The 24895-nt window shown below is 71.4% G+C and carries 27 protein-coding genes and 3 pseudogenes; 16 read left to right on the top strand and 14 right to left on the bottom strand.

Translation table 11 applies throughout. The features are described 5' to 3' along the window. Positions 1-4 precede the first annotated feature (4 nt). Together ACSQ14_RS01995 and ACSQ14_RS01990 are read left to right on the top strand one after the other, a co-directional pair. Positions 5-478 carry a (2Fe-2S)-binding protein gene (locus tag ACSQ14_RS01995; protein WP_436009191.1) on the top strand — a complete coding sequence of 158 codons (474 nt, stop codon included), beginning with the start codon at positions 5-7 and terminating at the stop codon, positions 476-478. Between the two features lie 11 nt (positions 479-489). After that, positions 490-2673, top strand: coding sequence for a molybdopterin cofactor-binding domain-containing protein (locus ACSQ14_RS01990; RefSeq protein WP_436009189.1), 2184 nt, complete (start codon positions 490-492; stop codon positions 2671-2673). 39 nt (positions 2674-2712) lie between these two features. On the opposite strand, the gene ACSQ14_RS01985 is transcribed toward ACSQ14_RS01990, so the two are convergent. After that, positions 2713-3321 (bottom strand): nucleotidyltransferase family protein, encoded by a 609-nt coding sequence (locus tag ACSQ14_RS01985; RefSeq protein ID WP_436009187.1) that lies wholly within the window; start codon positions 3319-3321, stop codon positions 2713-2715. A 29-nt stretch (positions 3322-3350) separates the two neighbouring features. Here ACSQ14_RS01985 and moaA point away from each other — a divergent pair, with 29 nt between their 5' ends. The 6 genes from moaA (at position 3351) to ACSQ14_RS01955 (ending at position 7465) form a co-directional block, all read left to right on the top strand. Beyond that, entirely contained in the window at positions 3351-4379 is a 1029-nt protein-coding gene (gene moaA, locus ACSQ14_RS01980) for a GTP 3',8-cyclase MoaA (RefSeq protein ID WP_436009185.1), read from the top strand. 1 nt (position 4380) lies between these two features. After that, positions 4381-4620, top strand: coding sequence for a MoaD/ThiS family protein (locus ACSQ14_RS01975; protein ID WP_436009183.1), 240 nt, complete (start codon positions 4381-4383; stop codon positions 4618-4620). Between the two features lies 1 nt (position 4621). After that, positions 4622-5062 (top strand): molybdenum cofactor biosynthesis protein MoaE, encoded by a 441-nt coding sequence (locus ACSQ14_RS01970; RefSeq protein WP_436009181.1) that lies wholly within the window; start codon positions 4622-4624, stop codon positions 5060-5062. A 54-nt stretch (positions 5063-5116) separates the two neighbouring features. Beyond that, positions 5117-5668 carry a molybdenum cofactor biosynthesis protein B gene (gene moaB, locus ACSQ14_RS01965; RefSeq protein WP_436009179.1) on the top strand — a complete coding sequence of 184 codons (552 nt, stop codon included), beginning with the start codon at positions 5117-5119 and terminating at the stop codon, positions 5666-5668. Next, positions 5665-6135, top strand: a complete 471-nt coding sequence (gene moaC / locus ACSQ14_RS01960; protein WP_436009177.1) for a cyclic pyranopterin monophosphate synthase MoaC — start codon at positions 5665-5667, stop codon at positions 6133-6135. The genes moaB and moaC overlap by 4 nt, the downstream gene beginning before the upstream one ends. Positions 6136-6274: 139 nt before the next feature. Continuing rightward, positions 6275-7465, top strand: a complete 1191-nt coding sequence (locus ACSQ14_RS01955) for a molybdopterin molybdotransferase MoeA (protein ID WP_436009175.1) — start codon at positions 6275-6277, stop codon at positions 7463-7465. Positions 7466-7488: 23 nt separating this feature from the next. Here ACSQ14_RS01955 and ACSQ14_RS01950 read toward each other — a convergent pair. Then, a pseudogene (locus ACSQ14_RS01950) lies at positions 7489-8394 on the bottom strand (XdhC family protein); the annotation flags it as partial. 44 nt (positions 8395-8438) lie between these two features. Beyond that, the gene (locus ACSQ14_RS01945) at positions 8439-8879 is read right to left on the bottom strand and encodes a nuclear transport factor 2 family protein (RefSeq protein ID WP_436009173.1); all 441 of its coding nucleotides are present in this window, start codon (positions 8877-8879) and stop codon (positions 8439-8441) included. 171 nt (positions 8880-9050) lie between these two features. Between ACSQ14_RS01945 and ACSQ14_RS01940 the strand changes: the two genes are divergently transcribed. Continuing rightward, on the top strand, positions 9051-9926 hold the full coding sequence (locus tag ACSQ14_RS01940) for a bifunctional regulator KidO (protein ID WP_436015335.1): 876 nt from the start codon (positions 9051-9053) through the stop codon (positions 9924-9926). Positions 9927-10132: 206 nt separating this feature from the next. Here ACSQ14_RS01940 and ald read toward each other — a convergent pair whose 3' ends face one another. The 5 genes and pseudogenes from ald to ACSQ14_RS01915 form a co-directional block, all read right to left on the bottom strand. Beyond that, positions 10133-11245 (bottom strand): alanine dehydrogenase, encoded by a 1113-nt coding sequence (gene ald / locus ACSQ14_RS01935; RefSeq protein WP_436009171.1) that lies wholly within the window; start codon positions 11243-11245, stop codon positions 10133-10135. A 64-nt stretch (positions 11246-11309) separates the two neighbouring features. After that, on the bottom strand, positions 11310-11978 hold the full coding sequence (gene mtgA / locus ACSQ14_RS01930) for a monofunctional biosynthetic peptidoglycan transglycosylase (RefSeq protein WP_436015333.1): 669 nt from the start codon (positions 11976-11978) through the stop codon (positions 11310-11312). A gap of 151 nt (positions 11979-12129) precedes the next feature. Continuing rightward, on the bottom strand, positions 12130-12315 hold the full coding sequence (locus ACSQ14_RS01925; protein WP_436009169.1) for a hypothetical protein: 186 nt from the start codon (positions 12313-12315) through the stop codon (positions 12130-12132). Positions 12316-12396: 81 nt separating this feature from the next. Further along, positions 12397-12489 (bottom strand): annotated as a pseudogene (locus ACSQ14_RS01920) (hypothetical protein); the annotation flags it as partial. Between the two features lie 11 nt (positions 12490-12500). Further along, positions 12501-13469 (bottom strand): WD40 repeat domain-containing protein, encoded by a 969-nt coding sequence (locus ACSQ14_RS01915; RefSeq protein WP_436009167.1) that lies wholly within the window; start codon positions 13467-13469, stop codon positions 12501-12503. Between the two features lie 141 nt (positions 13470-13610). Between ACSQ14_RS01915 and ACSQ14_RS01910 the strand changes: the two genes are divergently transcribed. Then, complete coding sequence (locus tag ACSQ14_RS01910) at positions 13611-14606, top strand: aldo/keto reductase (protein ID WP_436009165.1); 996 nt, start codon at positions 13611-13613, stop codon at positions 14604-14606. Between the two features lie 102 nt (positions 14607-14708). On the opposite strand, the gene ACSQ14_RS01905 is transcribed toward ACSQ14_RS01910, so the two are convergent. After that, complete coding sequence (locus ACSQ14_RS01905; protein WP_436009164.1) at positions 14709-15713, bottom strand: aspartyl protease family protein; 1005 nt, start codon at positions 15711-15713, stop codon at positions 14709-14711. A 251-nt stretch (positions 15714-15964) separates the two neighbouring features. Here ACSQ14_RS01905 and ACSQ14_RS01900 point away from each other — a divergent pair, with 251 nt between their 5' ends. After that, positions 15965-16405, top strand: coding sequence for a hypothetical protein (locus ACSQ14_RS01900; protein ID WP_436009162.1), 441 nt, complete (start codon positions 15965-15967; stop codon positions 16403-16405). Between the two features lie 9 nt (positions 16406-16414). Here ACSQ14_RS01900 and dmeF read toward each other — a convergent pair whose 3' ends face one another. Further along, positions 16415-17380: a CDF family Co(II)/Ni(II) efflux transporter DmeF gene (gene dmeF, locus ACSQ14_RS01895; RefSeq protein ID WP_436009160.1), complete on the bottom strand. Its 966-nt coding sequence runs from the start codon at positions 17378-17380 to the stop codon at positions 16415-16417. Positions 17381-17473: 93 nt separating this feature from the next. Between dmeF and ACSQ14_RS01890 the strand changes: the two genes are divergently transcribed. Then, positions 17474-18598 carry a CobW family GTP-binding protein gene (locus ACSQ14_RS01890; protein WP_436009158.1) on the top strand — a complete coding sequence of 375 codons (1125 nt, stop codon included), beginning with the start codon at positions 17474-17476 and terminating at the stop codon, positions 18596-18598. Beyond that, positions 18591-18977 carry a hypothetical protein gene (locus ACSQ14_RS01885; protein ID WP_436009156.1) on the top strand — a complete coding sequence of 129 codons (387 nt, stop codon included), beginning with the start codon at positions 18591-18593 and terminating at the stop codon, positions 18975-18977. Before ACSQ14_RS01890 ends, ACSQ14_RS01885 begins: the two co-directional genes overlap by 8 nt. 36 nt (positions 18978-19013) lie before the next feature. On the opposite strand, the gene ACSQ14_RS01880 is transcribed toward ACSQ14_RS01885, so the two are convergent. Further along, positions 19014-19649 carry a TetR/AcrR family transcriptional regulator gene (locus ACSQ14_RS01880; RefSeq protein WP_436009154.1) on the bottom strand — a complete coding sequence of 212 codons (636 nt, stop codon included), beginning with the start codon at positions 19647-19649 and terminating at the stop codon, positions 19014-19016. Between the two features lie 148 nt (positions 19650-19797). On the opposite strand from ACSQ14_RS01880, the gene ACSQ14_RS01875 reads away from it, so the two are divergent. From ACSQ14_RS01875 to ACSQ14_RS01865, 3 genes and pseudogenes are all read left to right on the top strand, one after another. After that, entirely contained in the window at positions 19798-20613 is an 816-nt protein-coding gene (locus tag ACSQ14_RS01875) for a UDP-2,3-diacylglucosamine diphosphatase (RefSeq protein WP_436009152.1), read from the top strand. A gap of 47 nt (positions 20614-20660) precedes the next feature. Next, positions 20661-20852, top strand: a pseudogene (locus tag ACSQ14_RS01870) (helix-turn-helix domain-containing protein); the annotation flags it as partial. 120 nt (positions 20853-20972) lie between these two features. Beyond that, complete coding sequence (locus ACSQ14_RS01865) at positions 20973-22076, top strand: glycosyltransferase family 4 protein (RefSeq protein WP_436015331.1); 1104 nt, start codon at positions 20973-20975, stop codon at positions 22074-22076. A 187-nt stretch (positions 22077-22263) separates the two neighbouring features. On the opposite strand, the gene pstB is transcribed toward ACSQ14_RS01865, so the two are convergent. From pstB to pstC, 3 genes are read right to left on the bottom strand one after another with little or no spacing between them, the layout of a single operon-like run. Continuing rightward, complete coding sequence (pstB, locus tag ACSQ14_RS01860; RefSeq protein WP_436009150.1) at positions 22264-23073, bottom strand: phosphate ABC transporter ATP-binding protein PstB; 810 nt, start codon at positions 23071-23073, stop codon at positions 22264-22266. Further along, positions 23070-23915 (bottom strand): phosphate ABC transporter permease PstA, encoded by an 846-nt coding sequence (gene pstA, locus ACSQ14_RS01855; protein WP_436009148.1) that lies wholly within the window; start codon positions 23913-23915, stop codon positions 23070-23072. The genes pstB and pstA overlap by 4 nt, the downstream gene beginning before the upstream one ends. Further along, positions 23912-24880 (bottom strand): phosphate ABC transporter permease subunit PstC, encoded by a 969-nt coding sequence (gene pstC / locus ACSQ14_RS01850; protein ID WP_436009146.1) that lies wholly within the window; start codon positions 24878-24880, stop codon positions 23912-23914. Before pstC ends, pstA begins: the two co-directional genes overlap by 4 nt. Between the last annotated feature and the right edge of the window lie 15 nt (positions 24881-24895).

Below are 24895 nucleotides of genomic sequence, written 5' to 3'. Positions count from 1 at the left end.
CGGAATGGTGCTCACCTTGCAGGTTAACGGCCAGGCGCATCAGGTGCAGGCGGCGCCCGAAACGCCGCTGCTCTGGGTGCTGCGCGACGAGCTCCAGCTCACCGGCACGAAGTACGGCTGCGGCGTGGCCCAGTGCGGCGCCTGCACGGTGCATCTCGACGGCCTGCCGATCCGCGCCTGCCAGACGCCGGTCTCGGCGATCGGCGCCGGCCAGGTCGCGACCATCGAGGGCCTCGGCGGCGGCCATCCGCTGCAACTCGCCTGGGTGCGGCACGACGTGCCGCAATGCGGCTACTGCCAGTCCGGCCAGATCATGAGCGCCGCGGCCCTGCTCGCCAGCACGCCGAAGCCTTCGGACAGCGAGATCGACGCGGCGATGGACGGCAACATCTGCCGTTGCGGCACCTATCAGCGGATCAAGGCGGCGATCAAAGACGCCGCGGGCCTGACACCGGCGGCGCCGGTGCTGCGGACGTGAGGCGCGGCGCGATGAACCTTCCCGTCAAGCCTGCAGGCCTGTCCCGCCGCGAGGCGCTGCGCGTCGGCGCGACCCTGGCCGGCGGCGCCCTGCTGGTCGGCTGCTCGCCGGCCGACGTCCTCAGCCTCGGCGCGCCGAACGAGGTCGGGGCCTTCGGCCCGTTCCTGAAGATCGCGCCCGACGGCTGGGTGACCGTGGTCTCCAAGCACATCGAGTTCGGCCAGGGGTCGGGCGCCGGCCTGGCGGCGATCGTCGCCGAGGAGCTCGACGCCGACTGGACCAAGGTGCGGGTCGAGCAGGCGCCGGCCAACGCCAAGCTCTACGGCAACCCGGTGATGGGCGGCACCCAGGGCACCGGTGGCTCCAGCGCGATCGCCGGCTCCTGGACCCAGCTGCGCACCGCCGGCGCCGCGGCGCGCGCGATGCTCGTCACGGCCGCCGCCCAGGCCTGGGGCGCGCCCGCCGCCGAGGTCACCGTGCACGACGGCGTGGTGCGCCACGAGAAGTCCGGCCGCGAGGCGCCGTTCGCCGCCCTGCTGCCCGCCGCCGCCAAGGTCGCGCCGCCGCAGACGCCGACGCTGAAGGACCCGAAGGACTTCACCCTGATCGGCACCGACCGCATCCGGCGCAAGGACGCCCAGGCCAAGAGCGACGGAACCGCGCGCTTCACCCAGGACGTCCAACTGCCGAACATGCTGGTCGCCATGGTCGCGCACAGCCCGCGGTTCGGCGGCAAGGTCGCCAGCTTCGACGCCGCCGCCGCGCGCCGGATCCCCGGCGTGGTCGACGTCTTCGAGATCCCGACCGGGATCGCGGTCGTCGCCGAAAACACCTGGATCGCCCGCCAGGGGCGCGACGCGCTGTCGGTCACCTGGGACGACGGCGAGGCGGAGAAGCGCTCGAGTGCGGCGATCGCCGGGTCGTACCGCGAGCTCGCCGCCGGCAAGGCCCCGCTGGGCAAGCTGAAGTGGCAGGCGTTCGACAGCCGCGGCGACGCGGCCGCGGCGCAAGGCGGGACGGCGGTGGTCGAGCTAACCTACGACTTCCCCTATCTCGCCCACGCCGCGATGGAGCCGATGAACTGCGTGGCGCAGGTGAAGGGCCGCTCGGCCCACCTGACGTTCGGCTCGCAGGCTCCGACCATGGACCAGCTGAACACCGCGAAGATCGTCGGCGTGCTGCCCGGCGCGGTGACCATCGAGACCCTCTACGCCGGCGGCAGCTTCGGCCGGCGGGCGAACTTCAGCTCCGACTACGTCGCCGAGTGCGTGCGCATCGCCAAGCAGGTCGGCGACGGCCGGCCGGTCAAGCTGGTCTGGACGCGCGAGGACGACATGGCCGCCGGCTGCTACCGGCCGCTGGTGCACCACGCCGTCCGCGTGACCGTCGACAAGGACGGCCTGCCGGCGACCTGGCGCCACCGGGTCGTCACCCAGTCGATCATGAGCGGCTCGCCGATGGGCGGCGGCAAGCTCGACCGCACCGCCGTCGAGGGGACCTTCGGCTCGCCCTATCTGAAGGCCACCCCGGTGGTCGACGCTCAGCTGCTGACGCCGGACGGCAAGGTCCCAATCTCCTGGTGGCGCTCGGTCGGGGCGACCCACACCGCCTTCGTCATGGAGCACACCGTCGACCAGTTGGCGAAGGCGGCCGGCAAGGATCCGGTCGCCTATCGCCGGGCGCTCTACGCCAAGGCCGGGGCGAACCGACATCTCGCGGTGCTGAACCTCGCCGCCGAGAAGGCCGGCTGGGACACCCCCGCGCCGGCCGGCTGGACCCGCGGCGTCGCGGTGCACGAGAGCTTCGGCTCGGTGGTCGCGCAGGTCGCCGAGGTGCAGCTGGTGGATGGAACGCCGAAGGTCGGCCGGGTGGTGACCGCGGTCGACTGCGGGCTCGCCGTCGCTCCCGACCAGGTCGCCGCGCAGATGGAGGGCGGCACCTGCTTCGGCCTCTCCGCCGCCCTGTTCGGCCAGATCACCCTGGAGGACGGGGTGGTGCAGCAGACCAACTTCGACGCCTACCGGGTGCTGCGCCATTCCGAAGCCCCGACGGTCGAGACCTACATCCTCCCCTCCGCCAACCCGCCCAGCGGGGTCGGCGAACCGGGCACCCCGGTGATCGCCCCGGCGGTCGCCAACGCCCTGCTGGCGCTGGGAAGCCCGCCGACGACCAGCCTGCCGTTCGTGAAGGGGTGATGCCGAAGATCCTCCCCTCAGGGGGAGCATCTGCCTGGCTCAGCCGAGATCCCCGCGCTCGTCGACGTCGAACAGCACGCCGTCGTCAGGCGCTTCCACCAACGCCGGGCCGACGCGCTCCAGCACCTTGCGGGCGCCCTGGTCGCCGGTCAGCGCCAGCAGGTCGGGAAAGAGGGCGGCGGCGAACACCGTCGGATGGCCGCGGCTGCCCTGGAACATCGGCGCCGCGCAAAGGGCGCCCGCCGCGAGCTGGTCCGCGAGCGGCGCCAGCACGGCCGTGGGCGCCCGCGGCATGTCGCCGAGGAAGATGAACACCCCCGCCGCGTCCGCCGGCAGGCTGGCGATTCCGGCGCGCAACGAGCCGGCCATGCCTTCGGCGTGATCGGCGGCGTGGACGACCCGCAGCCGCGCCCCCTCGCCGATCCCCTCGGCGAAGGTCTGCGCGGCCGCGGCGACCGCTTCGGCGTCCGCGCCGGTCACCACGGTGACGCTGCGCACCGGCGCGGCGAAGGCCGCCGCCAGCGCCCCGTCGAGCAGCACGCCGCCGCGCCAGGGGGCCAGCAGCTTGCCGCCGCCGAAGCGCCGCGCGGCGCCCGCGGCCAGTACCACCGCCTCCAACACACCCGCTTCGCGCGCCTCTGTCGTCATCGCCTTCGCATCGCTATGTTATCCGCGTCATGTCGCCCTACGACTCCAGTCCCGCGCAAGCCCCGACGCCGCTCGTCGACGGTTTCGGGCGCAAGGTGAGCTACCTGCGCCTGTCGGTCACCGACCGCTGCGACCTGCGCTGCGTCTACTGCATGGCCGAGCACATGGTCTTCCTGCCGAAGGCTGAGCTGCTCACCCTGGAGGAGCTGGACCGGGTCGCGGCCACCTTCGTCGGGCTCGGCACGCGCAAGCTGCGGATCACCGGCGGCGAGCCGCTGGTGCGCAAGGGGCTGATGGACCTGATCCGCTCGCTGAGCCGCCATCTCGCCTCCGGCGCGCTGGACGAAGTGACGCTGACCACCAACGGCACCCGGCTGGCCGAGTTCGCCGGCGAGCTCGCCGCGGCCGGGGTGAAGCGGATCAACGTCTCGCTCGACAGCCGCAAGCCGGAGCTGTTCAAGACGCTGACCCGCGGCGGCGACGTCGCCAAGGTGCTGGCCGGGATCGAAGCGGCCCAGGCCGCCGGCCTGAAGGTCAAGATCAACGCCGTGGCGCTGGCCCACGACAACGCCGCCGAACTGCCCGAGCTGATCGCCTGGGCGCACGGCCAAGGGCTCGACATCACCCTGATCGAGACCATGCCGATGGGCGAGATCGACGCCGACCGCACCGACCAATACCTGTCGCTGGCCGCCGTGCGCCGCGAGCTGGAGAGCTTCTGGACGCTGAGCGACCTTTCCATGTCGACCGGCGGCCCGGCGCGCTACGTGCGGGTCGAGGAGACCGGCGGCCGGCTCGGCTTCATCACCCCGCTCAGCCACAATTTCTGCGAGGCCTGCAATCGCGTGCGGCTGACCTGCACCGGCACCCTGCACACCTGCCTCGGCCAGGAAGACGCCACCGACCTGCGCGCGGTGCTGCGCGCCGGGGCCTCGGACGCCGAGCTGGAGGAGGTGATCCGCAACGGCATCCTCGCCAAGCCGAAGGGCCACGACTTCAAGATCGCCCGCGCCGCCGGCCCCTCGGTCTCGCGCCACATGTCGACGACGGGCGGCTGAGATGGCGCGCGTGCTGCTGTTCGGCCCCTTGCGCGACCTCGCCGGCTGGCGCGAGCGCGACCTCGTCGCCACCACCTTGTCTGAGCTGCGCGCCCTCCTGGGCGCACAGGACGCGGCGCTCGGCGAGGCGCTGGCCCGGCCCGGCGTCCAGGTGGCGCTCGACCAGGCGATCGTCCGCGGCGACGCGGCGCTGTCGCCGACCGCCGAGGTCGCCTTCCTGCCGCCGATGAGCGGCGGCTGAGATGATCCGGCTGCTCGACCAGGCGTTCGATCCCGGCGCCGAGCTCTCCGGCTTCTGCCAGGGCCGGGCCGAGGTCGGCGCGGTGGCGAGCTTCACCGGCCTGGCGCGCGCCGAGGCCGGGGCCACGACCACCCTCGAGCTGGAGGCCTATCCCGGCTTCACCGAGGCCGCGATCGGCGAGATCGCCGAGCAGGCGCGCGCGCGCTTCGGCCTCGCCGACCTCTTGATCCTGCACCGCGTCGGCAAAATCGCGCCGGGCGAGCCGATCGTCTTCGTCGCCACCGCCGCGTCGCACCGGCGCGAGGCGTTCGAGGCCTGCGACTATCTGATGGACTACCTGAAGAGCCGCGCCCCCTTCTGGAAGAAGGAGCACGGCCCGGCCGGCGAGCGCTGGATCGAGCCGCGCGCGGAGGACCACGCCGACATCGCCCGCTGGGAGTAGGCTTCCTTGACGGCAAGGGTCTAGAAAGCTCGGCGAGACTCGAGGAGCCCGCACATGAACGCCCCCGTCCTGCAGCCCGGCGGCAGAATCGACGAAACCCGGCCGCGCAAGGCGGTGCGCGTCGCGGTGCTGACCGTCTCCGACACCCGCGACGCCTCGAACGACACCTCCGGCGACCTACTGGCCAGCCGGGTGACCGACGCCGGCCACGAGCTGGTCGCCCGGGCGATCGTCCGCGACGAGATCGAGACGATCCGCAAGCAGGTGCTGGACTGGGTCGCCGCCGGCGTCGAGGCGATCGTCTCGACCGGCGGCACCGGGATCACCGGCCGCGACGTGACGCCGGAGGCCATCCGCCCACTGTTCGACAAGGAGATCGACGCCTTCTCGGTGGTCTTCCACCTGGTCAGCTACCAGTCGGTCGGCCTGTCGACCCTGCAGTCGCGGGCGCTGGCCGGCATCGTCAAGGGCGTCTTCGTCTTCTGCCTGCCGGGCTCCAACGGGGCGGTGAAGGACGGCTGGGACAAGGTCATCTCGCAGCAGCTCGACAGCCGGCACGGCCCCTGCAACATGGTCGAGATGATGCCCAGGCTGCACGAAAAATGACCCGCCTGACCCATATCGACGAGACCGGCCGCGCGCGGATGGTCGACGTCTCCGACAAGGCCGCCACGACCCGCGAGGCGGTGGCCGCGGGCTTCGTCCGCATGAGCCCTGAGACGCTGAAGCTGGCGCTGGCCGGCGAGGGCAAGAAGGGCGACGTCCGCGCGGTGGCCGAGATCGCCGGCGTGATGGCGGCGAAGCGGACGTCGGACCTGATCCCGATGTGCCATCCGCTGGCGCTGTCGAAGGTCGAGGTCCGCGTCGAGCCGGCCGAAGGCGGGCTCTCGGTTTCCGCCCGGGTGAAAACCACCGGCCCGACCGGCGTCGAGATGGAGGCGCTGACCGCCGTCTCGGTCGCCTGCCTGACGCTCTACGACATGCTGAAGGCCGCCGAGAAAGGCATGGTCATCGAGGCCGTGCGGCTCTTGGAGAAGACCGGCGGCAAGTCCGGCGACTGGACGGCGGAATAAGCCTTCAACCGCTCACCCCCGCGAAAGCGGGGGCCCAGGTTTTTTGCGTAATGCAGCCTGGTTGCGTGAGCGCCGCGGGTGCTCAGAAACAAAAAAGCCTGGATCCCCGCTTTCGCGGGGACGAGCGGATGACAAACCCATGAAGCTTCTCCCCGTCGAAGACGCCCGCGCGCGGATGTTGGCCGAGGTCACGGCCTTGCCCGCCGAGCGCGTCGCGCTGGCCGACGCCATCGGCCGGGTGCTGGCCGAGGAGGTGGCGGCGGTGCGCGACCAGCCGCCGTTCCGCGCCTCGGCGATGGACGGCTGGGCGCTGCGGGCCAGCGATGCGCCCGGCGCGCTGGCCATCGTCGGCGAGAGCGCGGCGGGGCATGGCTTCGAAGGCGCGGTGGCGCCCGGCCAGGCGGTGCGGATCTTCACCGGCGCGGCGGTGCCGGAAGGCTGCGATACGGTGGTCATCCAGGAGGACGCCGAGCGCGACGGCGAGGGGGTGCGCGTGCCGGCGAGCCAGGCCGGGGCCAATATCCGCCCGGCCGGCGGCGACTTCGCGGCCGGGGCCCTGCTGCTGCAGCGTGGCGAGCGGATCGACCCGTGGCGGCTGTCGCTCGCCGCCGCCGCCGGGCGGGCCGAGCTGGCCGTGTCGCGCCGACCGCGGGTGGCGGTGCTGTCGACCGGCGAGGAGATCGTCAACGCGCCGGCCACGCCCGGCCCGTTCCAGATCTACAACTCCGGCACCCTGGCGCTGGCGGCGATGATCGCCGCCTGGGGCGGCGAGCCGGTCACCGCGCGGCCGGTGCGCGACGACCTGCAGGCGACGATCACGGCGCTGCGCGACGCCCCGGCCGACCTGCTGGTCACCATCGGCGGGGCCTCTGTTGGCGACCACGACCTGGTCCGCGCCGCGGCCGGCGAGCTCGGCCTCGAGCTGAAGGTCGCCAGCATCGCCATCCGGCCGGGCAAGCCGACCTTCTTCGGGACGCTTGGCGACGGCCGCCTGCTGCTGGGGCTGCCGGGCAATCCGGCCTCGGCCTTCGTCTGCGCCGAGTTGTTCCTGAGGCCGATCCTGGCGGCCTGCCTCGGCGCGCCGAGCCAGCCGCGGCTGATCACCGCGAAGCTGGAGACGCCGCTGCCGGCCAACGGCCCGCGCGAACACTGGATGCGGGCCAGGCTTGGCTACGCCGACGGCGCGGTGACCGTGCAGCCGTACCGCGATCAGGACTCGTCGCTGGTCACCGTCTTCGCCGTCGCCGACGCGCTGCTCAGGCGGCCGCCCGGCGCCGCAGCGGCTGCGGCCGGCGACGTGGTCGAGGTGGCGCCGCTGGCCCGCGCATAGCGCTGGGCGATGATCTCGCCGATCACCGAGACGGCGACCTCCCAGGGCGCCTTGCCGCCAATGTCGAGGCCGATCGGGGCGTGCAGCCGCGCCAGCGCCGCCTCCGGCATCCCGGCCGCCCGCAGCCGCGCCAACCGCTCCGACAGCCGCCGCCGCGCGCCCAGCAGGCCGACGTAGACCGCCGGCGACGGCAGCGCCGCGACCAGGACGGCGTGGTCGGTGTCGCTGTCGTGGGTGGCGATCGCCACCGCCGTCCAGGCGTCGAGCCCGACCGCGGCCAGCGCCTCGGCCGGGTCCTGGCGCAGGTAGCCGACGTTCCACAACGGCGGCGGGGTCGCCGGGCCCTTCGGGCGGATCAGGGTGGTCTCGAACTCCGCTTGGGCGCCGAGTTGGGCGATCGCCAGCGCGGTCGGATCGGAGCCCACCACCGCCAGCCGGGGCTTCGGCGCGTAAGGGCGCACGACGACCGCGCCGTGCCAGGGTTGAGCCTCGGCCGCACAGACCCGGCGCGTCCCGTCGCTGACCCAGACCACCGGCCGCCGCGCGGCGTCGGCGGCGAGCAATTCAGCCAATGCGGCGTCGTCCGGCGCGACCCGCTCGACGACGATCTCGATGCGCGCGCCGCACAGCAGGCGGATGTCCGGCCAGGGGCTGCCCTCGCCATAGACCAGGGTGCGCGGCGCCCCATCGTCGAGGCAGGCGAAGGCGTGGTCGGCGACGTCGGACTCGACGCAGCCGCCGGAGAAATAGCCGGCGACGATCCCTTCGGCGAAGACCATCTGGGTGCCCGGCGGGCGCGGGCCGCCGCCGCCCACCGCCACCAGGGTGGCCAGCGCCAGCGGCCGGCCGGCGTCGCGCGCCTGGCGCAGCGCCGGGCGCACGTCCTCGGGCAGTCCAAACAGCGGCCACTCGGGCAAAGGCTCTCGCATCGGCCTATTTTAACCCGTCGGCTAAGCAGGCGCCCAGCCCCGTCCTATCGGCCTTTTCCGGCGACCAGGCTGTCCGGCCCCACCCACAGCGTCCGCGGCCGCCGATAGGCGATCAGCCAGTCGTCGCCCACGGCGACGAACTGATCGTCGTAATAGCCGCTGTGGTCGAGGCCGGCGGCGCTGATCACCAGCCAGTAGGTCCGCACGGTCGCCGCCGCGCTGGAGGTCAGCTCGATCCGGCAGGTCGTCAGGTGATGGCTGACGTAGCCGCGCTGGCCGCCGTCGCCGGGCTGCGGAATGACCGACGGCGCGGTCATCCACTTGCGGATCGCCTCGCGGCCGACCATCCGCTCGCCGAGGTCGAGCACGCCGTCCTCGGTGAAGCAGCCCGCATAGGCCTCGGCCTTGCGCGCGTCGCCGGCCTGGGTGCAGGCCGCCAGCGTCTTTTCGATGGCCGCTCTCGCCAGCCGCTCCGCTTCCGTCATCTCCGCCTCCACCTCTTGTCCGTCCCGCGTGTGGGCCCGCCAGCCGGCGCGGGCGTCATCCACAGCTTCCGGCGCGGATTAACCCCTCGGCAAGGTCTCAGATACCGGTTCTTAGGCATCATCGGGGAAGATGGCGGCTTGGAAGAGACGCAGAGCCTCAGCCCGCAGTTGATGACATCGCCCCTCTCAAAGCTCGGCCTCGGATCGGGCCAGTTCGGCCTCGACCAGCCGACCACCGCCCGCGGCCGCCCGCGTGAGGCCGAAGCGCGCGACATCTTGGCGATCGCCGCGCGCTCGGGCCTGCAGGTGTTCGAGGCGAGCCGTCATTCGGAATCCGCCGAGCTCGCGCTCGGCCGGGTCATGCCCCGGCCCCACCCGTTCCGCGTCACCATCACCACGGTCCGCCCGGACCGCGGCCCGGACTACGCCGAAGCCGAAGTGCGCGCGCAGCTGCGCCGGCTGGGCGTGGAGTCCTGCGACACCATCCTGGCGCCGTCCGCCACCGACCTGCTCAGCCCCGCCGGCCCCAAGCTGTGGGACCGCCTGCGCGCGCTGAAGGACGCCGGCCTCTGCCGCAAGATCGGCGTCTCGGTCTACGCCTCGGACGATCCGGTCGGCCTGGCCCGGCGCTTCAAGCCCGACGTGGTGCAGGCGCCGGCCTCGCTGCTCGACCAGCGCATGCTGCTCGACGGCACGCTCTCGACGCTGGCCGGCATGGACATCGAGGTGCAGCTGCGCTCGATCTTCCTGAACGGCCTGCTGTTCCTGCCGCCGGACCGCGCGCCGAACCATCTGAAGGCCGCCGCCAGCCGCATCTCCCGCGCCCGCCGGCTGATCGCCGAAGGCCGATCGGACCCGCTGCAGGCGGCGCTCGGCTTCGCCCTGTCGCGCCCGGAAGCCTCCACCGTGCTGGTCGGCGTCGCCTCGGTCGCCGAGATGAGCGCCGTCGTCGCCGCCGCCTCCAGCCCGCCGCCGGACCTCGACTGGGACGAGATGGCGCTGGACGATCCGGTGGCGCTCGACCCGACCGCCTGGGCGGCGGCTTAAGAAAGGACCTACCTCCCCCGCGAAGCGGCGGGAGGGGGACCGCCCGCCGCAGAGCGGGTGGTGGAGGGGGCAAGCCGCCCCCGCTGCATTTCCACCTGCGTTTTCGCAGCGGCGCGGCCCTGTTCGGCCGTTCGCCCCCGCCCCCCACGCGCTCTTCGCTCCGCTCGGCGCGCGGGTCCGCTCCCCCGCCGAGCGGGGGAGCTAGATCATTTCCACGCCCCGTAGGGATCGGCGAACGGCTTGCCGAGCGCCTCGGCGACGGCCGGGTGGGTGACCTGGCCTTTCAGCACGTTCAGCCCCTTGGCCAGGTGGCGGTTCTGCGCCAGCGCCTCGAGGCCGCGGTTGGCCAGCTGCAGGCCGAACGGCAGGGTCGCGTGGACCAGCGCCTCGGACGAGGTGCGCGGCGCCGCGCCCGGCATGTTGGCGACGCAGTAGTGGACCACGCCGTCGACCACATAGGTCGGCTCGTGGTGGGTGGTCGGCCGGCTGGTCTCGAAGCAGCCGCCCTGGTCGATCGAGACGTCGACCAGCACCGAGCCGCGCTTCATCTTCGCCAGGTGCTCGCGCCGCACCAGTTTCGGCGCGGTGCCCCCCGGGGTCAGCACCGCCCCAATCACCACGTCGGCCTTCAGCACCTCCTCCTCGACCGCGTCGAGGGTCGAGTAGCGGGTCAGGATCCGCCCCAGGAACATGTTGTCGAGCTCGCGCATGCGCGGGATCGAGCGCTCGACGACCACCACCTCGGCGCCGAGGCCGGCGGCCATCCGCGCGGCGTTCATCCCGACCACCCCGCCGCCCAGCACGCAGACCCGCGCCGGCGGCACCCCCGGCACGCCGGAGATCAAGAGGCCCATGCCGCCGTTGTGCTTGAGCAGGGTCTCGCCGGCGGAGAAGACGGCGATGCGGCCGGCCACCTCCGACATCGGCGCCAGCAGCGGCAGGCCGCCGGCCGCATCGGTCACCGTCTCGTAGGCAATCGCCGCGCAGCCCGACGCCAGCAGGCCGTCGGCCTGCAGCGGGTCGGGGGCGAGGTGCAGATAGGTGAACAGGATGTGCTGCGGCCCGAGCCTCGCCCACTCCTCAGGCTGCGGCTCCTTGACCTTGATGATCAGCTCGGCGTCCGCGAACACCGCCTCGGCGGCGGCGGCCAGGCGGGCGCCGGCGCGCTGGTAGGCCTCGTCAGGATAGCCGGCTGCGGCGCCCGCGCCCTGCTCGACCAGCACCTCATGGCTGCGGGCGACGTACTCCCGCACGGCGGTGGGGGTCAGGCCCACCCGGTACTCGTCGGACTTGATCTCGCGGGGCACGCCGATGCGCATGAAGGCCTCCCGATGGGTACATCATGTTACATTGGAACGATCGGGCGACCGATTAGACCCCTGGTCAATGGAAAACGCAGTCGGCCAGACCCTGGCGACGGACCACCCCGGCGCGCGCGGCGATGGTGCCGGAGCGCTTGCGGACGTAGCGGCCGGGCTTGTCGGCCTTCCACGACAGCGGCTTGGGCACGATCACCGCCAGCCGCGCGGCCTGGGCCGGGCTGAGCTTGGCGGCGCTGACCCCGAAGTTGCGCTGGGCGGCGGCCTCGGCGCCGTAGATCCCCGGCCCCCACTCGATGGAGTTCAGATAGACCTCCATGATCCGCGGCTTGCCCCAGATCAGCTCGATCAGGACGGTGAAATAAGCCTCCAGGCCTTTGCGCACATAGTCGCGGCGCGGCCACAGGAAGACGTTCTTGGCGGTCTGCTGGCTGATCGTCGAGCCGCCGCGGATCCGCGTCGAGTTGGCGTTGTGCTTGAACGCCTTCTTGATCGCCGCGACGTCGAAGCCGTTGTGCCGGCAGAAGCCGGCGTCCTCGGAGGCGACCACCGCGCCGACCAGCCGCGGCGAGATCTTCGACAGCGGGACCCAGCGCCGGTCGAAGCCGCGGCCCTCGAACATCCGCTGGACCATCAGGAAGGTCATCGGCGGCGGCACGAAGCGATAGAGGGTGACCACCGCGACCGGCCCGATCAGGCCGAACACCAGGACCAGGATCAGGAAGATGCGCAGGAGCCGGCCGAACGGGCCGCGCGACCGCTTGGGCTTGGCCCGGCTCTGGGATTTGGCCTGCGACTGCGGCTTCGATTTCGGCTTTGCTCGGCTGGCCAACACGCGCCCCCTGGAATCGGGGCTATCTCCCGCCGATCCGATTGCGAACTGGTTAGCGCTCTAGCGTGAACAGGTGCTCCCCGGCCAGCCGCACCTCGACCGAGGCCACCGCCGTGTCGGTTTCAAGGATGCCGCGCGCCCGTTCCATGACCTCGAGCGCCGTGCGGCAGGTCAACGGCTCGAACCGCGGCGCCGCCTGGGGCGCGTTGCGCAGATAGAGCTCGAAGGTCTGGTACATGGCGAGGGACGTTGCGCCCGGCGGCGGCCGACGTCGTTGAGGCCGGTCAACTTGGCCGCGGGGATGCCTACCTACCCTTCCGTCATCCCGGACGGCCTGGAAGGCCGATCCGGGACCCAGGAGCCGTGCGCACCGCCCCTGGGTCCGGCTCTCCGCTGCGCTGCGGCCGGGATGACGAATGAGAGTCAGCCGATCTCCGCGACCCCGGCCTGGCCGTCTTCGTCGCCCCAGGCCACCCGCTGGCCGTCGGCGCTCATCGCCAGGGCGCTGATCGGCGCGCCGCGCTCGGCTTTGATCTCGAGGATCTTCTGACCGACTAGGTCGCAGGCCCGCACCCGGCCGTCGTCGAGCCCCCAGGCCGCCCAGCTGCCGGCCGCGTGGCCGGCGACCTTGGTGACCAGGGCGGTCTCTTCGAAGCCGACCTCGGCCGCCTGCTTGCCCATCGGCCCGTTGGAGCCGCCGAACGGCCAGACCACCACGCCATTGGCGCCGGAGGTGGCCATGACGTTGCCCTTGGCCAGGAACGCCAGGCTCTTCACCTTCGCCGGATAGCCGCCCATCCGCATGTTCTTCTCATCGGCGACCCGCCAGCCGTGCAGCGAATTCTCCTGCATGCCGGAGATCAGGAACTTGCCGTCCGGGCTCCAGACGATGGCGACGTGGCTGCCGGCCCACTTCAGCACCGTAGGCTTCTGCTCGGCGATGCGCGCGAACCACAGCCAGGCGCCGCCGTAGCTGGCGGCCGCAATCCGCCGCCCCTTCGGATCGAAGGCGACGTCGGCGACCGACTTTTCGTGCGTGAAGACCCGGGCGAAGGCGGGATCGGCGGCGTCGCGCACGTGCACCTCGCGACCGGCCGAGAAGGCGATCAGCTTGGACTCGGCGCTCGCCGCGACGCTGTCGAGCCAGCGGCCCGGAACCTTGGCCAGCTCGGTCGCGCCGTCCGGCCTGGCCCAGACCAGCCGGCCGTCGTCGCCGCCGCTCAAGATCCCCTCGCCGGTCGGATGCAGGCAGGCGCTGAGCGAGGCGCCGTCGTGCGCCTCGACGCTCGCGCCGTCCTCGAAACGGACGGTCCCGTCGCCCAGGGTGAAGACCGCGCGGCCGGCGCGGTCGAACAGGGCGGCGGTGACGAAGGCGTCGAAGGACTGGTTCATGCCCTCCCCCTAGATCGGAGAGGCCGGCGGCGGGAAGTGCTTTCGCATCGCCGGGCGGCAGGATTTTCGGGCTCGCAAAGCGAAAACGCCCGCCGCAAGATCCCGCCGCTCCGCGAAGAGGGGCGCCAGGGAGAAACAGACATGCAGAGCCGCAAACTCGGAACCCAGGGCCTCGAAGTCTCGGAAATCGGCTTCGGCTGCATGGGCCTGACCGGCGTCTACAACGCCGCGGTCGCGGAGGCGGACGGCCTGGCGGTGCTGCAGCGCGCCGTCGAGCTGGGCGTCACCTTCTTCGACACCGCCGAACTCTACGGGCCGTACGCGAACGAGCAGCTCGTCGGCAAGGCGCTGAAGCCGGTGCGCGACCGGGTGGTGATCGCCACCAAGTTCGGCTTCAAGATTGAGCCGGGCGCCAACCGGCCCTCCGGCGTCGACAGCCGGCCGGAGCACATCCGCGAGGTCTGCGACGCCTCGCTGCAGCGGCTCGGCGTCGAGACCATCGACCTGCTCTACCAGCACCGCGTCGACCCCTCGGTGCCGATCGAGGACGTCGCCGGCGCGGTCGGCGAGCTCGTCAAGGCCGGCAAGGTGCGCTTCTTCGGCCTGTCCGAGGCCGGCGCCGAGACCATCCGCAAGGCCAATGCGGTGCATCCGGTGAGCGCCGTGCAGAGCGAATATTCGCTGTGGACCCGTGACGTGGAGCAGGCGGTGCTGCCGACCTGTCGCGAGCTCGGCGTCGGCTTCGTGCCCTACAGCCCGCTCGGCCGCGGCTTCCTGGCCGGCAGCGCGACCGACGCCGGCACGGAGATGAACCAGAACGACTTCCGCCGGATGATGCCGCGCTGGCAGGACGCGGCGATGGCCAAGAATCGGAGCCTGGTCGAGACGCTGACCGCGCTGGCCAAGAGCAAGGGCCACACCCCCGCCCAGCTGGCGCTCGCCTGGCTGCTGCATCAGGGCCCGGACATCGTCCCGATCCCCGGCACGACCAAGGCGCACCGGCTGGAAGAGAACCTCGGCGCCGCCGGGTTCCGGCTGTCGGCGGACGAGCTGGCCGAGATCGAGCGCGCGGTGCCGGAGTCGGCGGTCGAAGGCGGCCGCTACGACGCCGGCGGCCTGGCTATGGTCAACCTCTAGAGCCCTTCCCACTCGCGATGGATCACGCGAGTGGATGAGAAGGGCTCTCACTCCAAGACGACGACCCTGTTTATCCCGCCTGCAAGTCAGGCGGGACAGGGTCTAGGGCGACGGGGCGGCGGAGAACCGGGTCGGCCGCTGCGGCGTCTGCAGCCGCGGCGGGTGCTCCGGGCCGATCAGGAACAGCCGGCCGCCGGCGAGGTCGAGCGCCACGTGGAAGCGCGCCAGCACGCCCAGGCCGAGCAGGCCGTCCGGCACCGGGGCGTTCTCAGCCGGGCGGAAGATCTGCACGTCGAGATCGTGCAGCGCATGGCCGGCGAACTCCAGCCGGCGGGCGCGGACCATGCCGTCCTGGCTGACCCCGCCCAGGGTCACCGACTGGCCGAGCCGCACCGGCCGGCCGTCGAGCAGGCCGGCGGTGCGGGCGCTGGCCTCCGACAGCGCCAGCGCGCCGGTGGCGCCGGTGTCGACCATCACCTCGATCGGCGGGGCGTCCTCGATGCGCACCGGCACCATCGGCCCGCCGGCCTCCAGCCGCACCGCGACCGGCCGGGCGTCGGCCGGCGGCGTCCAGCTCTGCGGCACGAAGAAGGCGACCCGGCGCTGCGGCAGGTCCGCCTGGACCACCACCGTGCGCAGGAAGTCGCGGCCGAGCAGCAGGGCGAACGGCTGACGCGTCAGCCCGGACAGCGGCTGCAGGTCGAGCGTCGCGGCCCGCAGGCCGCGAACGCCGACGCCGTCGAGCCGGACATCGAGCCGCACCGCGCGGGTCACGCTGGGCCCGCCGCTGACGCCGAACGCGACCATCGGCAGCGGGGTGGCGGACGGCAGGCGCAGCTGCTCGGCGAGCCCGGCGTCGATCGCCGAATACTGCGCGCCGGAATCGATCACCGCCTGCAGCCGCGCCTCGCCAATGCGGGCGGGCAAGGCGATCAGCCCGCCGGCCGCCGGCGTCGGCATCCAGCCGCTCCAGCGGCCCTGGGCCAGCGTCACCTCCGGCGTCGGCCAGGCCAATTGCTGGCGAACGACCAGGAAGCCGGCCCCGCCGGCTCCCAAAATCGCCAGTCGCCGCAGAAACGCCCGACGGTTCGCGTCCAATGCGCTCAAGACACCGTGCTGCGGCCTGCGCCGCGCCCCACTCGGCCGGGGCGTTCCCCGTCGGTCATAGCTACACCTCTTCCTGGTTCTAATGCCGAGATGGAACCGGAAGTTCACAGGCGCGCGACGGCGCCTTCGGGCGTTTAACCGCCGGCCGTTAACCGGTCAGTCAGGCGCAGTTCATACGCCGGGTCCTAGACATCCGATGCGCCCGTCATGGAAGCGGGCGCGATCACGAGATTGGAGCGTTGATCCGCGGCATGCGATCCCTGCGTTACGCCCGGCGGGCCGCCCGCCTGAAACTCGCCGCCCGCGCGGTCACGGCAGCCTGCGTGGCCTTCGTCGGCCTGAACGCCCAGGCCGCCGAGCCGGGCGTCGCCGCGGCGTTCGGCAACACGGTGGTGTCCACCTATCCGGACGGCACCTCGCAGAAGATCTGGCTGCATCCCGACGGCAAGTGGACCGGCATCTCGCGCGGCAACGGCCCGCTCGCCGGCAGCTGGTCGATGCGCGGCGAGAAGGTCTGCCTCAAGCAGTCGCAGCCGCCGACCCTGCCGGTCGCCTACTGCACGGCGTTGCCGACCAACAGCCAGCCGGGCGTGCAATGGGCCAGCCGCGACGTCGCCGGTCGCTCGATCACCTTGTCGCTGATGCGCGGCGTGCCGGCGCAGTACCAGTCGGGCGCCGCCGCCCGCCACTAAGCTCCAGGGCTAGCAGCAGGCGTGCGTGCCGTCGCGCCGGACCTCGATGGTCAGGTGCGACAGTCCCGGCAGCCCCTCGAGCCGCGCGCGGTAGGTTTCCGCCGGCTGCGGCGGATCGGCGGCGAGCACCGCGACCGCCGCGTGGTGGCCCGGTCCTAGCCGCCACAGATGCAGGTCGAGCACCCGCGCGCCGCTGGCCTGCAGGCGGGTGCGGATCTCCTCGGTCAGCACCGGCGACGGATTGACGTCGAGCAGCGCCGCGCCGGCCCGGCGGATCAGGGTGTAGGCGAACTGCGCGACCAGGGCGGCGCCGACCAGCCCCATCAGCGGGTCGGCGAAGCTCCAGCCGAAGGCCTGGCCGGCGACCAGGCCGCCGATCGACAGCACCGAGATGATGGCGTCGGCCGACAGGTGCAGGTGCGCCGCCGACAGATTGAGGTCGCCGTCGTGGTCGTGATGGCCCTCGGCCTTGTGCGCCGGCCGCAGCAGCCAGACGCACAGCAGGGTCACGACCAGGCCGGCGCCCGCCAGCGGGATCGCCGAGCCGTAGTCCACCGCCTCCGGCGCGATCAGCCGGTGAACGCTCTCGACCGCGATGATCACCGCGGTGATCGCCAGCACCACGGCGTTGGCGAAGCCGGCCAGGTAGCCGACCTTGCCGGCGCCGAAGGCGAAACGCGCGTCGCCGGCCATGCGCCGGGCCAGCCAGTAGGCGCCGGCGGCGGTCAGCAGGGCGGCGACGTGGGCGGCCATGTGCAGGCCGCTGGCGGTGAGCGCCATCGAGCGGAACAGCGCGCCCCCGGCCAGCAGCCCGACCAGGGTGACGAGGCAGATGCCGGTGACGATCCAGGTCCGCCGCTCGTTGCGCCGGTGGTCGGCGCCCAGATAGGTGCGGTTCTCGCGGAACGCGTCGAGCTCGCGCGGCGGCTCGCCCCCGGAAACGGCGGTCGGAAGAGGACGGGCTACGCTCGACATTTCGTTACTTTATAACACCGCGAGGCGGAGACAAGCCGCTTCGCGGCGAGAAGGCGCTTCATAAGTCGCCGCCTGCGCCTTACATGGGAACCCATGACCGAAAAGACGCCCGTCACCGTCCTCACCGGCTACCTCGGCGCCGGCAAGACCACCCTCCTCAACCGCATCCTCTCGGAAGACCACGGCAAGCGTTACGCCGTGATCGTCAACGAGTTCGGCGAGGTCGGCATCGACAACGACCTGATCGTCGGCGCCGACGAAGAGGTCTTCGAGATGAACAACGGCTGCGTCTGCTGCACGGTGCGCGGCGACCTGATCCGGGTGCTCTCCGGCCTGATGAAGCGCAAGGGCAAGTTCGACGCGATCATCGTCGAGACCACCGGCCTGGCCGACCCCGGCCCGGTCGCCCAGACCTTCTTCGTCGACGAAGACGTCAAAGCCAAGACCCAGCTCGACAGCGTCACCGCCGTGGTCGACGCCAAGCACCTGCCGCTGCGCCTAGCCGACTCCAAGGAGGCGATCGAGCAGATCGCCTTCGCCGACCAGATCATCCTCAACAAGACCGACCTGGTCTCCGAGGCCGAGTTGCTCGACGTCGAGTCCGCGATCCGCACGCTGAACCCGCTGGCGCCGATCCACCGCGCTCAGCGCTCCAACGTGCCGCTGGAGACCATTCTCGGCCGCCACTCCTTCGACCTGGAGCGGATCACCAGCCTCGAGCCGGACTTCCTCAATCCGGGTCACGGCGAGCCCGGCCACGTCCACGACGAGCACTGTGATCACGATCACCACGTGCACGACGAGCACTGCGGCCACGACCACCATGTGCACGATGAGCATTGCGGCCACGACCATGGTCACGACCATGACCACGGCCACGCCCACCACCATCACGGCCCGATCCACGACCACGTGGCCGCGTCCGGGATCCGCGGGGTCTCGCTGACCAGCGACAAGCCGCTGCACGGCAACCGCTTCACCGCCTGGCTGAACAACGTGCTGCAGACCCAAGGGCCGGACGTCCTGCGCGCCAAGGGCATCATGGACATCGCCGGCGAAGATCGGCGGCTGGTGTTCCAGGCCGTGCACATGATCCTCGAGGGCGACTTCCAGGGCCCCTGGAAGGACAGCGAGCGCCGCTACTCGCGGATGGTGCTGATCGGCCGCAACCTCGACGAAGCGGCGCTCAAGGCCGGCTTCGAGAGCACGGTTGCGTAGGGCCGCGCGGTTGAGCGAGATGCGCCGCCGCGCCTTTTCGCCGCCCCTGCTGCTGCTGGCCACGGTGGCGGCCTATGCGGCCGTGCGGCTGGCCGATCCGCAGCAGCGCTGGGCCGCCATTCCCGTGGGCGGCGACCGCGTCGAGCACGCCGTCGTCGCCTATCTGCTGGTGATGTTCAGCTTTGTCGGCCTGCCGCGCTTGCCGCTCTGGGCGCCTGCGGCGGGTCTGATCGCCTTCGGCGTCCTGATCGAAGCCGCCCAGGCACTGCCGGGCGTCGTCGGCTCGCCGCAGCCGGGCGACGTGGTGGCGAACGCCGTCGGCGCGCTGGCCGCCACCCTGCCGGCCTGGCTGGCCCGCCGGCGCTACGAGGCGGCGTGAGACAAATCCTCTCCCGAGGGAGAGCACTTTGCGCGCTTAGTCCCAGAGGTCCTGGATGTCGCCCTTGCGGTTCAGCATCCGCACGGCGCGCTTGACGATCTGCAGCAGCCGGTCGCGGCGGGCGTCGACCTCGTAGGTCATCGCGCCGCGCGCCAGCCCCTCCAGCAGGAACCGGCCGAGGTCGCGGCTGGCCTGGAAGCGCGGGTCAGCGCCGGCCTGCACCAGGGCGCCGAACCGGTCGCCGCCGACCTGGGCGTGGTCGAAGGCGCTTTGGGCGCTGGCCAGCTGCTCGCGCAGCATCGGATCGGTGCGGGCGGCGGCCTCCAGCTCGGCGAAGGCGATGAACGGCGTCTCGTGCAGCAGCGTCCAGTAGCTGTCGATCGCGTGCTCGGCGGCGTCGACCCCCGGCCCCGCCGGCGTCGAGCCGGCGCGCTCCAGCAGCTTGGCGCGTTGCAGCTCGATGTGGGCGACCGCAGCCTCGACCAGCTCTTCGCGGGTGGCGAAATGGTAGAGCATGGCGCCGCGGGTCAGCTTGGCCGCCTCGGCGATCACCGCATTGGTCGCCGCGTGATAGCCGACCTCGGCGAAAAGATTCATCGCCGCGTCGAGAATGCGCGCGCGGGTGCGGAGCGACTTCGGCGTCGCTTTCGCCGGATTTGTTCTGGCGTCCATGGGGACCAATTGTCGTAAACCGGGGAGGGTTTAGCGGAGGCTCTTAGCAGGACAACTGCAGATCGCGCCACCTTTCCCGCTGATTTCATCAAACCGACACGCAATCAGCCTAGCCGATGGGCGAAATCGAGGCGCCTGGAGAGGCGAAATGACCGAGCTTCCGACCGGCCGCTACCGCAGCGTGTTCATCTCCGACGTTCACCTCGGCACCCGCGGATGCCAGGCCGAACTGTTGCTCGACTTCATCCGCCATGTGGACTGCGAGGCGCTCTACCTGGTCGGCGACATCATCGACGGCTGGAAGATGAAGAGCGGCTGGTACTGGCCGCAGAGCCACAACGACGTGGTGCAGAAGGTCCTGCGGATGGCGCGCAAGGGGGTGGCGGTGACCTACATCCCCGGCAACCACGACGATCGGGCGCGCGACTTCTTCGGCGTGCACTTCGGCGGCGTGGTGGTCGCCCGCGACGCGATCCACCAGACCGCCGACGGCCGGCGGTTCCTGGTGACCCACGGCGACGAGTTCGACGGGGTGGTGCAGCACGCCCGCTGGCTCGCCTTCCTCGGCGACTGGGCCTACCGCTCAGTGCTGGCGGCGAACACCATGATCAACCGCGCCGGCCGCCGGCTGGGCTTCGGCTACTGGAGCTTCTCGGCCTTCCTGAAGACCCGGGTGAAGAACGCCCTGCAGTTCATCGAGAACTTCGAACTGGCGGTCGCCGACGAGGCCCGCCGGCGCGGCGTCGACGGGGTGATCTGCGGCCACATCCACAAGGCCGAGATGCGCGACATCGGCGGCGTCGCCTACATCAACGACGGCGACTGGGTGGAGAGCTGCACCGCCCTGGTCGAGCATCCCGACGGGCGGCTGGAGATCCTCGAATGGGCCAAGCTGCGCTCCTGGTCGGCGATCGACCGCGCCCGCCGCTCGCCCGAGGCCCTGCCCGCGCCGCTCGCCGCGTGACCGGTTCAATTTGACAGCGGCCCGAAACTACTGACAGTGCGGCTGCCATGAAGCCTCCCTCGGCCTCGCATCCCAGCGCGCGCGACAAGCAGCGCGAAGAGACCCACGAGCAGATCCTGCGCGCCGTCGCCCGGCAGCTCGAAGCCGGACAGATGGAGGATCTCAGCTTCGCCGAGATCGCCCGGCTGGCCGGGGTCGGCGAGCGCACGGTCTACCGCCATTTCCCGACCAAGGAAGCGCTGCTCGGCGCCTTCTGGTCGTGGATGCAGACCCAGGCCCAGCTCGAGCGGCCGAGCCGCCCGGCGCAAATGCCGCGGATCCGCGAGTCGATCCAGGCCACCCGCGAGTCCCATCGCCCGATGCGCATCCTTCTGGCCACCGACGCCTGGGAGCCGCAGGTCAACGGCGTCGTGCGCACCCTGACCCGGGTGGTCAAGGAGCTGCGCGGCATGGGCCACACGGTCGAGGTGATCAGCCCCGACCAGTTCAAGACCTTCCCGCTGCCGACCTATTCCGAGATCAAGGTGGCGATCGGCGTCTATGAGCCGGTGCAGGAGCGCTTCAAGGCGTTCGAGCCGGAGGCCATCCACATCGCCACCGAAGGCCCGATCGGGCTGGCGGCGCGGCGCATCTGCGTCGAATGGAAGCTGCCGTTCACCACCAGCTATCACACCCGCTTCCCGGAATACGTCTCGGCGCGCCTGCCGCTGCCGCTGGCCGCCGGCTACGCCTACATGCGCTGGTTCCACAAGCCGTCCGGCCGGCTGATGGTGGCCACGCCGACCATGCGCGACGAGCTCGAGCAGCACGGCTTCCGCAACATCTCCGCCTGGTCGCGCGGCGTCGACACCGAGGTGTTCCGTCCCCGCCAGGAGGGCGAGCCGGACATCTTCGAGGGCCTGGCGCGGCCGATCTACCTCTACGTCGGCCGGGTGGCGGTGGAGAAGAACATCGAGGCCTTCCTCGGCCTCGATCTGCCGGGCACCAAGGTGGTCGTCGGGCCCGGCCCGCAGCTCGAGGAGCTGAAGGCCAAGCACGCAGACGTGGTGTTCCGCGGCGCCAAGTCGGGCGCCGAGCTGTCGGCTCATTTCAACTGCGCCGACGTGTTCGTCTTCCCCTCGCTGACCGACACCTTCGGCCTGGTGATCCTCGAGGCGATGGCCTCGGGCACGCCGGTGGCCGCCTATCCGGCCCCCGGGCCGATCGACATCATCCCAGGCTCCGGCGCCGGCGTGCTGGCCCCCAGCGCAACCGAGGGCCTGCGCGAGGCCTGCCTGGAGTGCCTGAAACTCGACCGCAAGACGGTCCGGGCGTTCGCCGAGAAGTTCTCCTGGCGCGCCTGCGCCGAGGACTTCGTGCGCAACCTGCAGCCCTATCCGGAACCCGAGAAGACCCGCTTCTGGCGCCGCCTGCGCCGGCTGGCGCGGGTGCGCCGCCGCCGGCCGGCGGAAGCGGCGGCCTAAAGCCCCAACGGCTGTCATCCCGGAAAGCGCGCAGCGCTTGTCCGGGACCCATGCACATCGATCGTGGAATTGAGGGCGCCGGCCGCGCCGCGTCCCGGGGACCGCCCGTGAACGCCTGCCCGCGCGGTGTTCACTGGGTCCCGGACAAGCGCTGCGCGGCTTCCGGGATGACACCGATGAAGAAGGCTTAGCCGAACCGGCCGGTGATGTAGTCGCTGGTGCGCGGGGTCGCCGGACGGGTGAAGACCTGGTCGGTGGGGCCGTACTCGACCATCTCGCCGAGGTACATGAAGCCGGTGTAGTCGCTGATCCGCGCCGCCTGGCCGAGGTTGTGGGTGACGATGACGATGGTGTGGTCGGCCTTCAGCTGGCTGACCGTCTCTTCCAGGCGGGCCGAGGAGATCGGGTCCAGCGCCGAGGTCGGCTCGTCGAGCAGCAGCACTTCAGGGCGGACCGCGACGCCGCGGGCGACGCACAGCCGCTGCTGCTGGCCGCCGGACAGGCCGAGGCCCGAGCCCTTCAGATTGTCCTTCACCTCGTCCCAGAGCGCCGCGCGGCGCAGCGCCTCCTCGACCCGGTCGTCCATCTCCGAGTGCGAGAGGTTCTCGTACAGCCGCACGCCGAAGGCGACGTTGTCGTAGACCGACATCGGGAACGGCGTCGGCTTCTGGAACACCATGCCGATCCGCGAGCGCAGCCGGGCCAGGTCCATGCGCGGGCTGAGGATGTTCTCCCCGTCCATCAGGATCTCGCCCTCGGCGCGCTGGCCCGGATAGAGCGCGTACATCCGGTTCAGCGTCCGCAGCAGGGTCGACTTGCCGCAGCCCGACGGGCCGATCAGCGCGGTCACCTGGTTGCGCGCGAAGGACGCCGAGATCGACTTCAGGGCGCGGCTCTTGCCGTAGAAGAACTCGAGGTTCTTGACCTCAAGCTTCACCTGATCGGCCGGGATCGACGCGATACTGACGTCGATGTTGTCCATTTTCATCGTATTCATGAGCGACTGGGCTCCTTGGCGAGGGCGCGGGCCAGGACGGTCACGCCCAGCACCGTCGCAGCGATGAGAAGCGCGCCAGCCCAGGCGAGACGACGCCAGTCGTCGTAGGCGCTGAGCGCGAAGTTGAAGATGACAACGGGCAGGTTGGCGGTCGGGTGCCTGAGGTCAAGGCTGAAGAACTGATTGTTCAGCGCCGTGAACAGCAGCGGGGCGGTCTCGCCGCTGATCCGGGCGAAGGCCAGCAGACCGCCGGTCATCATGCCGCTGCGCGCCGCGCGCCACATGATCTTGCGGACCACGAAGGAGAAGGGCGCGCCGAGCGCCACCCCGGCTTCGCGCAGGGTGACCGACTGCAGCTTCATCACGTCTTCGGTCGTCCGGGTGATCACCGGGATGGCGATCAGCGCCAGGGCGACCGCGCCGGCGAAGCCGGAGAAGCCGCGGAACGGCGCGACCAGGATCTCGTAGACGAACAGGCCGACGAGGATCGACGGGGCCGACAGCAGCACGTCGTTGAGGAACCGCACCACGCTGCCGTAGCGGCTGGCGCCGGCGTACTCGGCCAGCCAGGTGCCGGCCAGCACGCCGATCACCAGGGCCATGACCATGGCCAGCACGCACATCAGGATCGAGCCGACGATGGCGTTGGCGAGGCCGCCGTCGGAGCCGGGGGCCGGGGTCGACTTGATGAACACGTCGAGGTTCAGCCCGCCCAGCCCCTGCTTCAGCAGCGACCAGAGGATCGCCGCCAGCGCGATCAGCGCCACGCCGGTGACGAGGGTGCAGAAGACGGAGAAGACGCCGTTGGCGATCTGCCGCCTGAGGATGCGCGTGTTGGTCACAGACGTTGCTCCGCGCGTCGCAGCATCAGGCGCGCCAGCGCCAGCACGGCGAAGGTGATGATGAACAGCACCAGGCCCAGGGCCACCAGGGCGGCGCTGTGCACCGGGCTGGTCGCCTCGGTGAACTCGTTGGCGATGGTCGAGGCGATGGTCGAGCCGCTGTCGAACAGCGAGGCCGGCATGCCGTGGGCGTTGCCGATGATGAAGGTCACCGCCATGGTCTCGCCGAGCGCGCGGCCGAGGCCCAGCATCACTGCGCCGATCGCGCCGGCGCGGACGTAGGGCAGGGTCACCTTAGTGACCACCTCGGCGGTGGTCGCCCCCAGGCCGTAGGCGCTCTCACGCACCGCCGGGGGCACGGTCAGCAGCAGCTCGCGCAGGGTGGCGGCCATGAACGGCAGGATCATGATCGCCAGGATGATCGAGGCCGAGAGCACGCCGGAGCCGTTCGGCACGCCGGTGGTCAGCTTCTCGAGCAGCGAGCCCGGCTCGGCCTTCATCATCAGCGGCAGCTGCACGTATTTCGAGAACAGCGGGGCGAAGACGAACAGGCCCCACATGCCGTAGACGATCGAGGGAATGCCGGCGAGCAGCTCCACCGCCGTGCCGATCGGCCGGCGCAGCGGCGCCGGGCAGAGCTCGGTGAGGAAGAAGGCCACGCCGCCGGCCACCGGCAGCGCCAGCATCAGCGCGATCGCCGAGGTCACCAGGGTGCCGACGATCGGCCCGGCGGCGCCGTAGACGTCGGTCACCGGGTTCCAGGTGGTGGTGGTGAAGAAGCTCAGGCCGAAGCGCTGGAAGGCTGGCCAGCCGCCGATGAACAGCGAGACCAGCAGGCCGCCGAGCATCACCAGAAGGGCGGTCGCAGCGGCGAAACAGACGCCTTCAAACACCTTGGCCACCAGCGCCCCGCGAGGGTGCGATCGACGCAAGGGCGGCGCACTGGAAAGAGCGGTGTCGGTCATGGGCGCGCTCTACTT

Source organism: Phenylobacterium sp. LjRoot219, from assembly GCF_964252995.1.
GTDB lineage: Bacteria > Pseudomonadota > Alphaproteobacteria > Caulobacterales > Caulobacteraceae > Phenylobacterium.
Note: the sequence above shows the minus strand (reverse complement) of the source record. Positions and strands in the feature narration are given on the sequence as shown.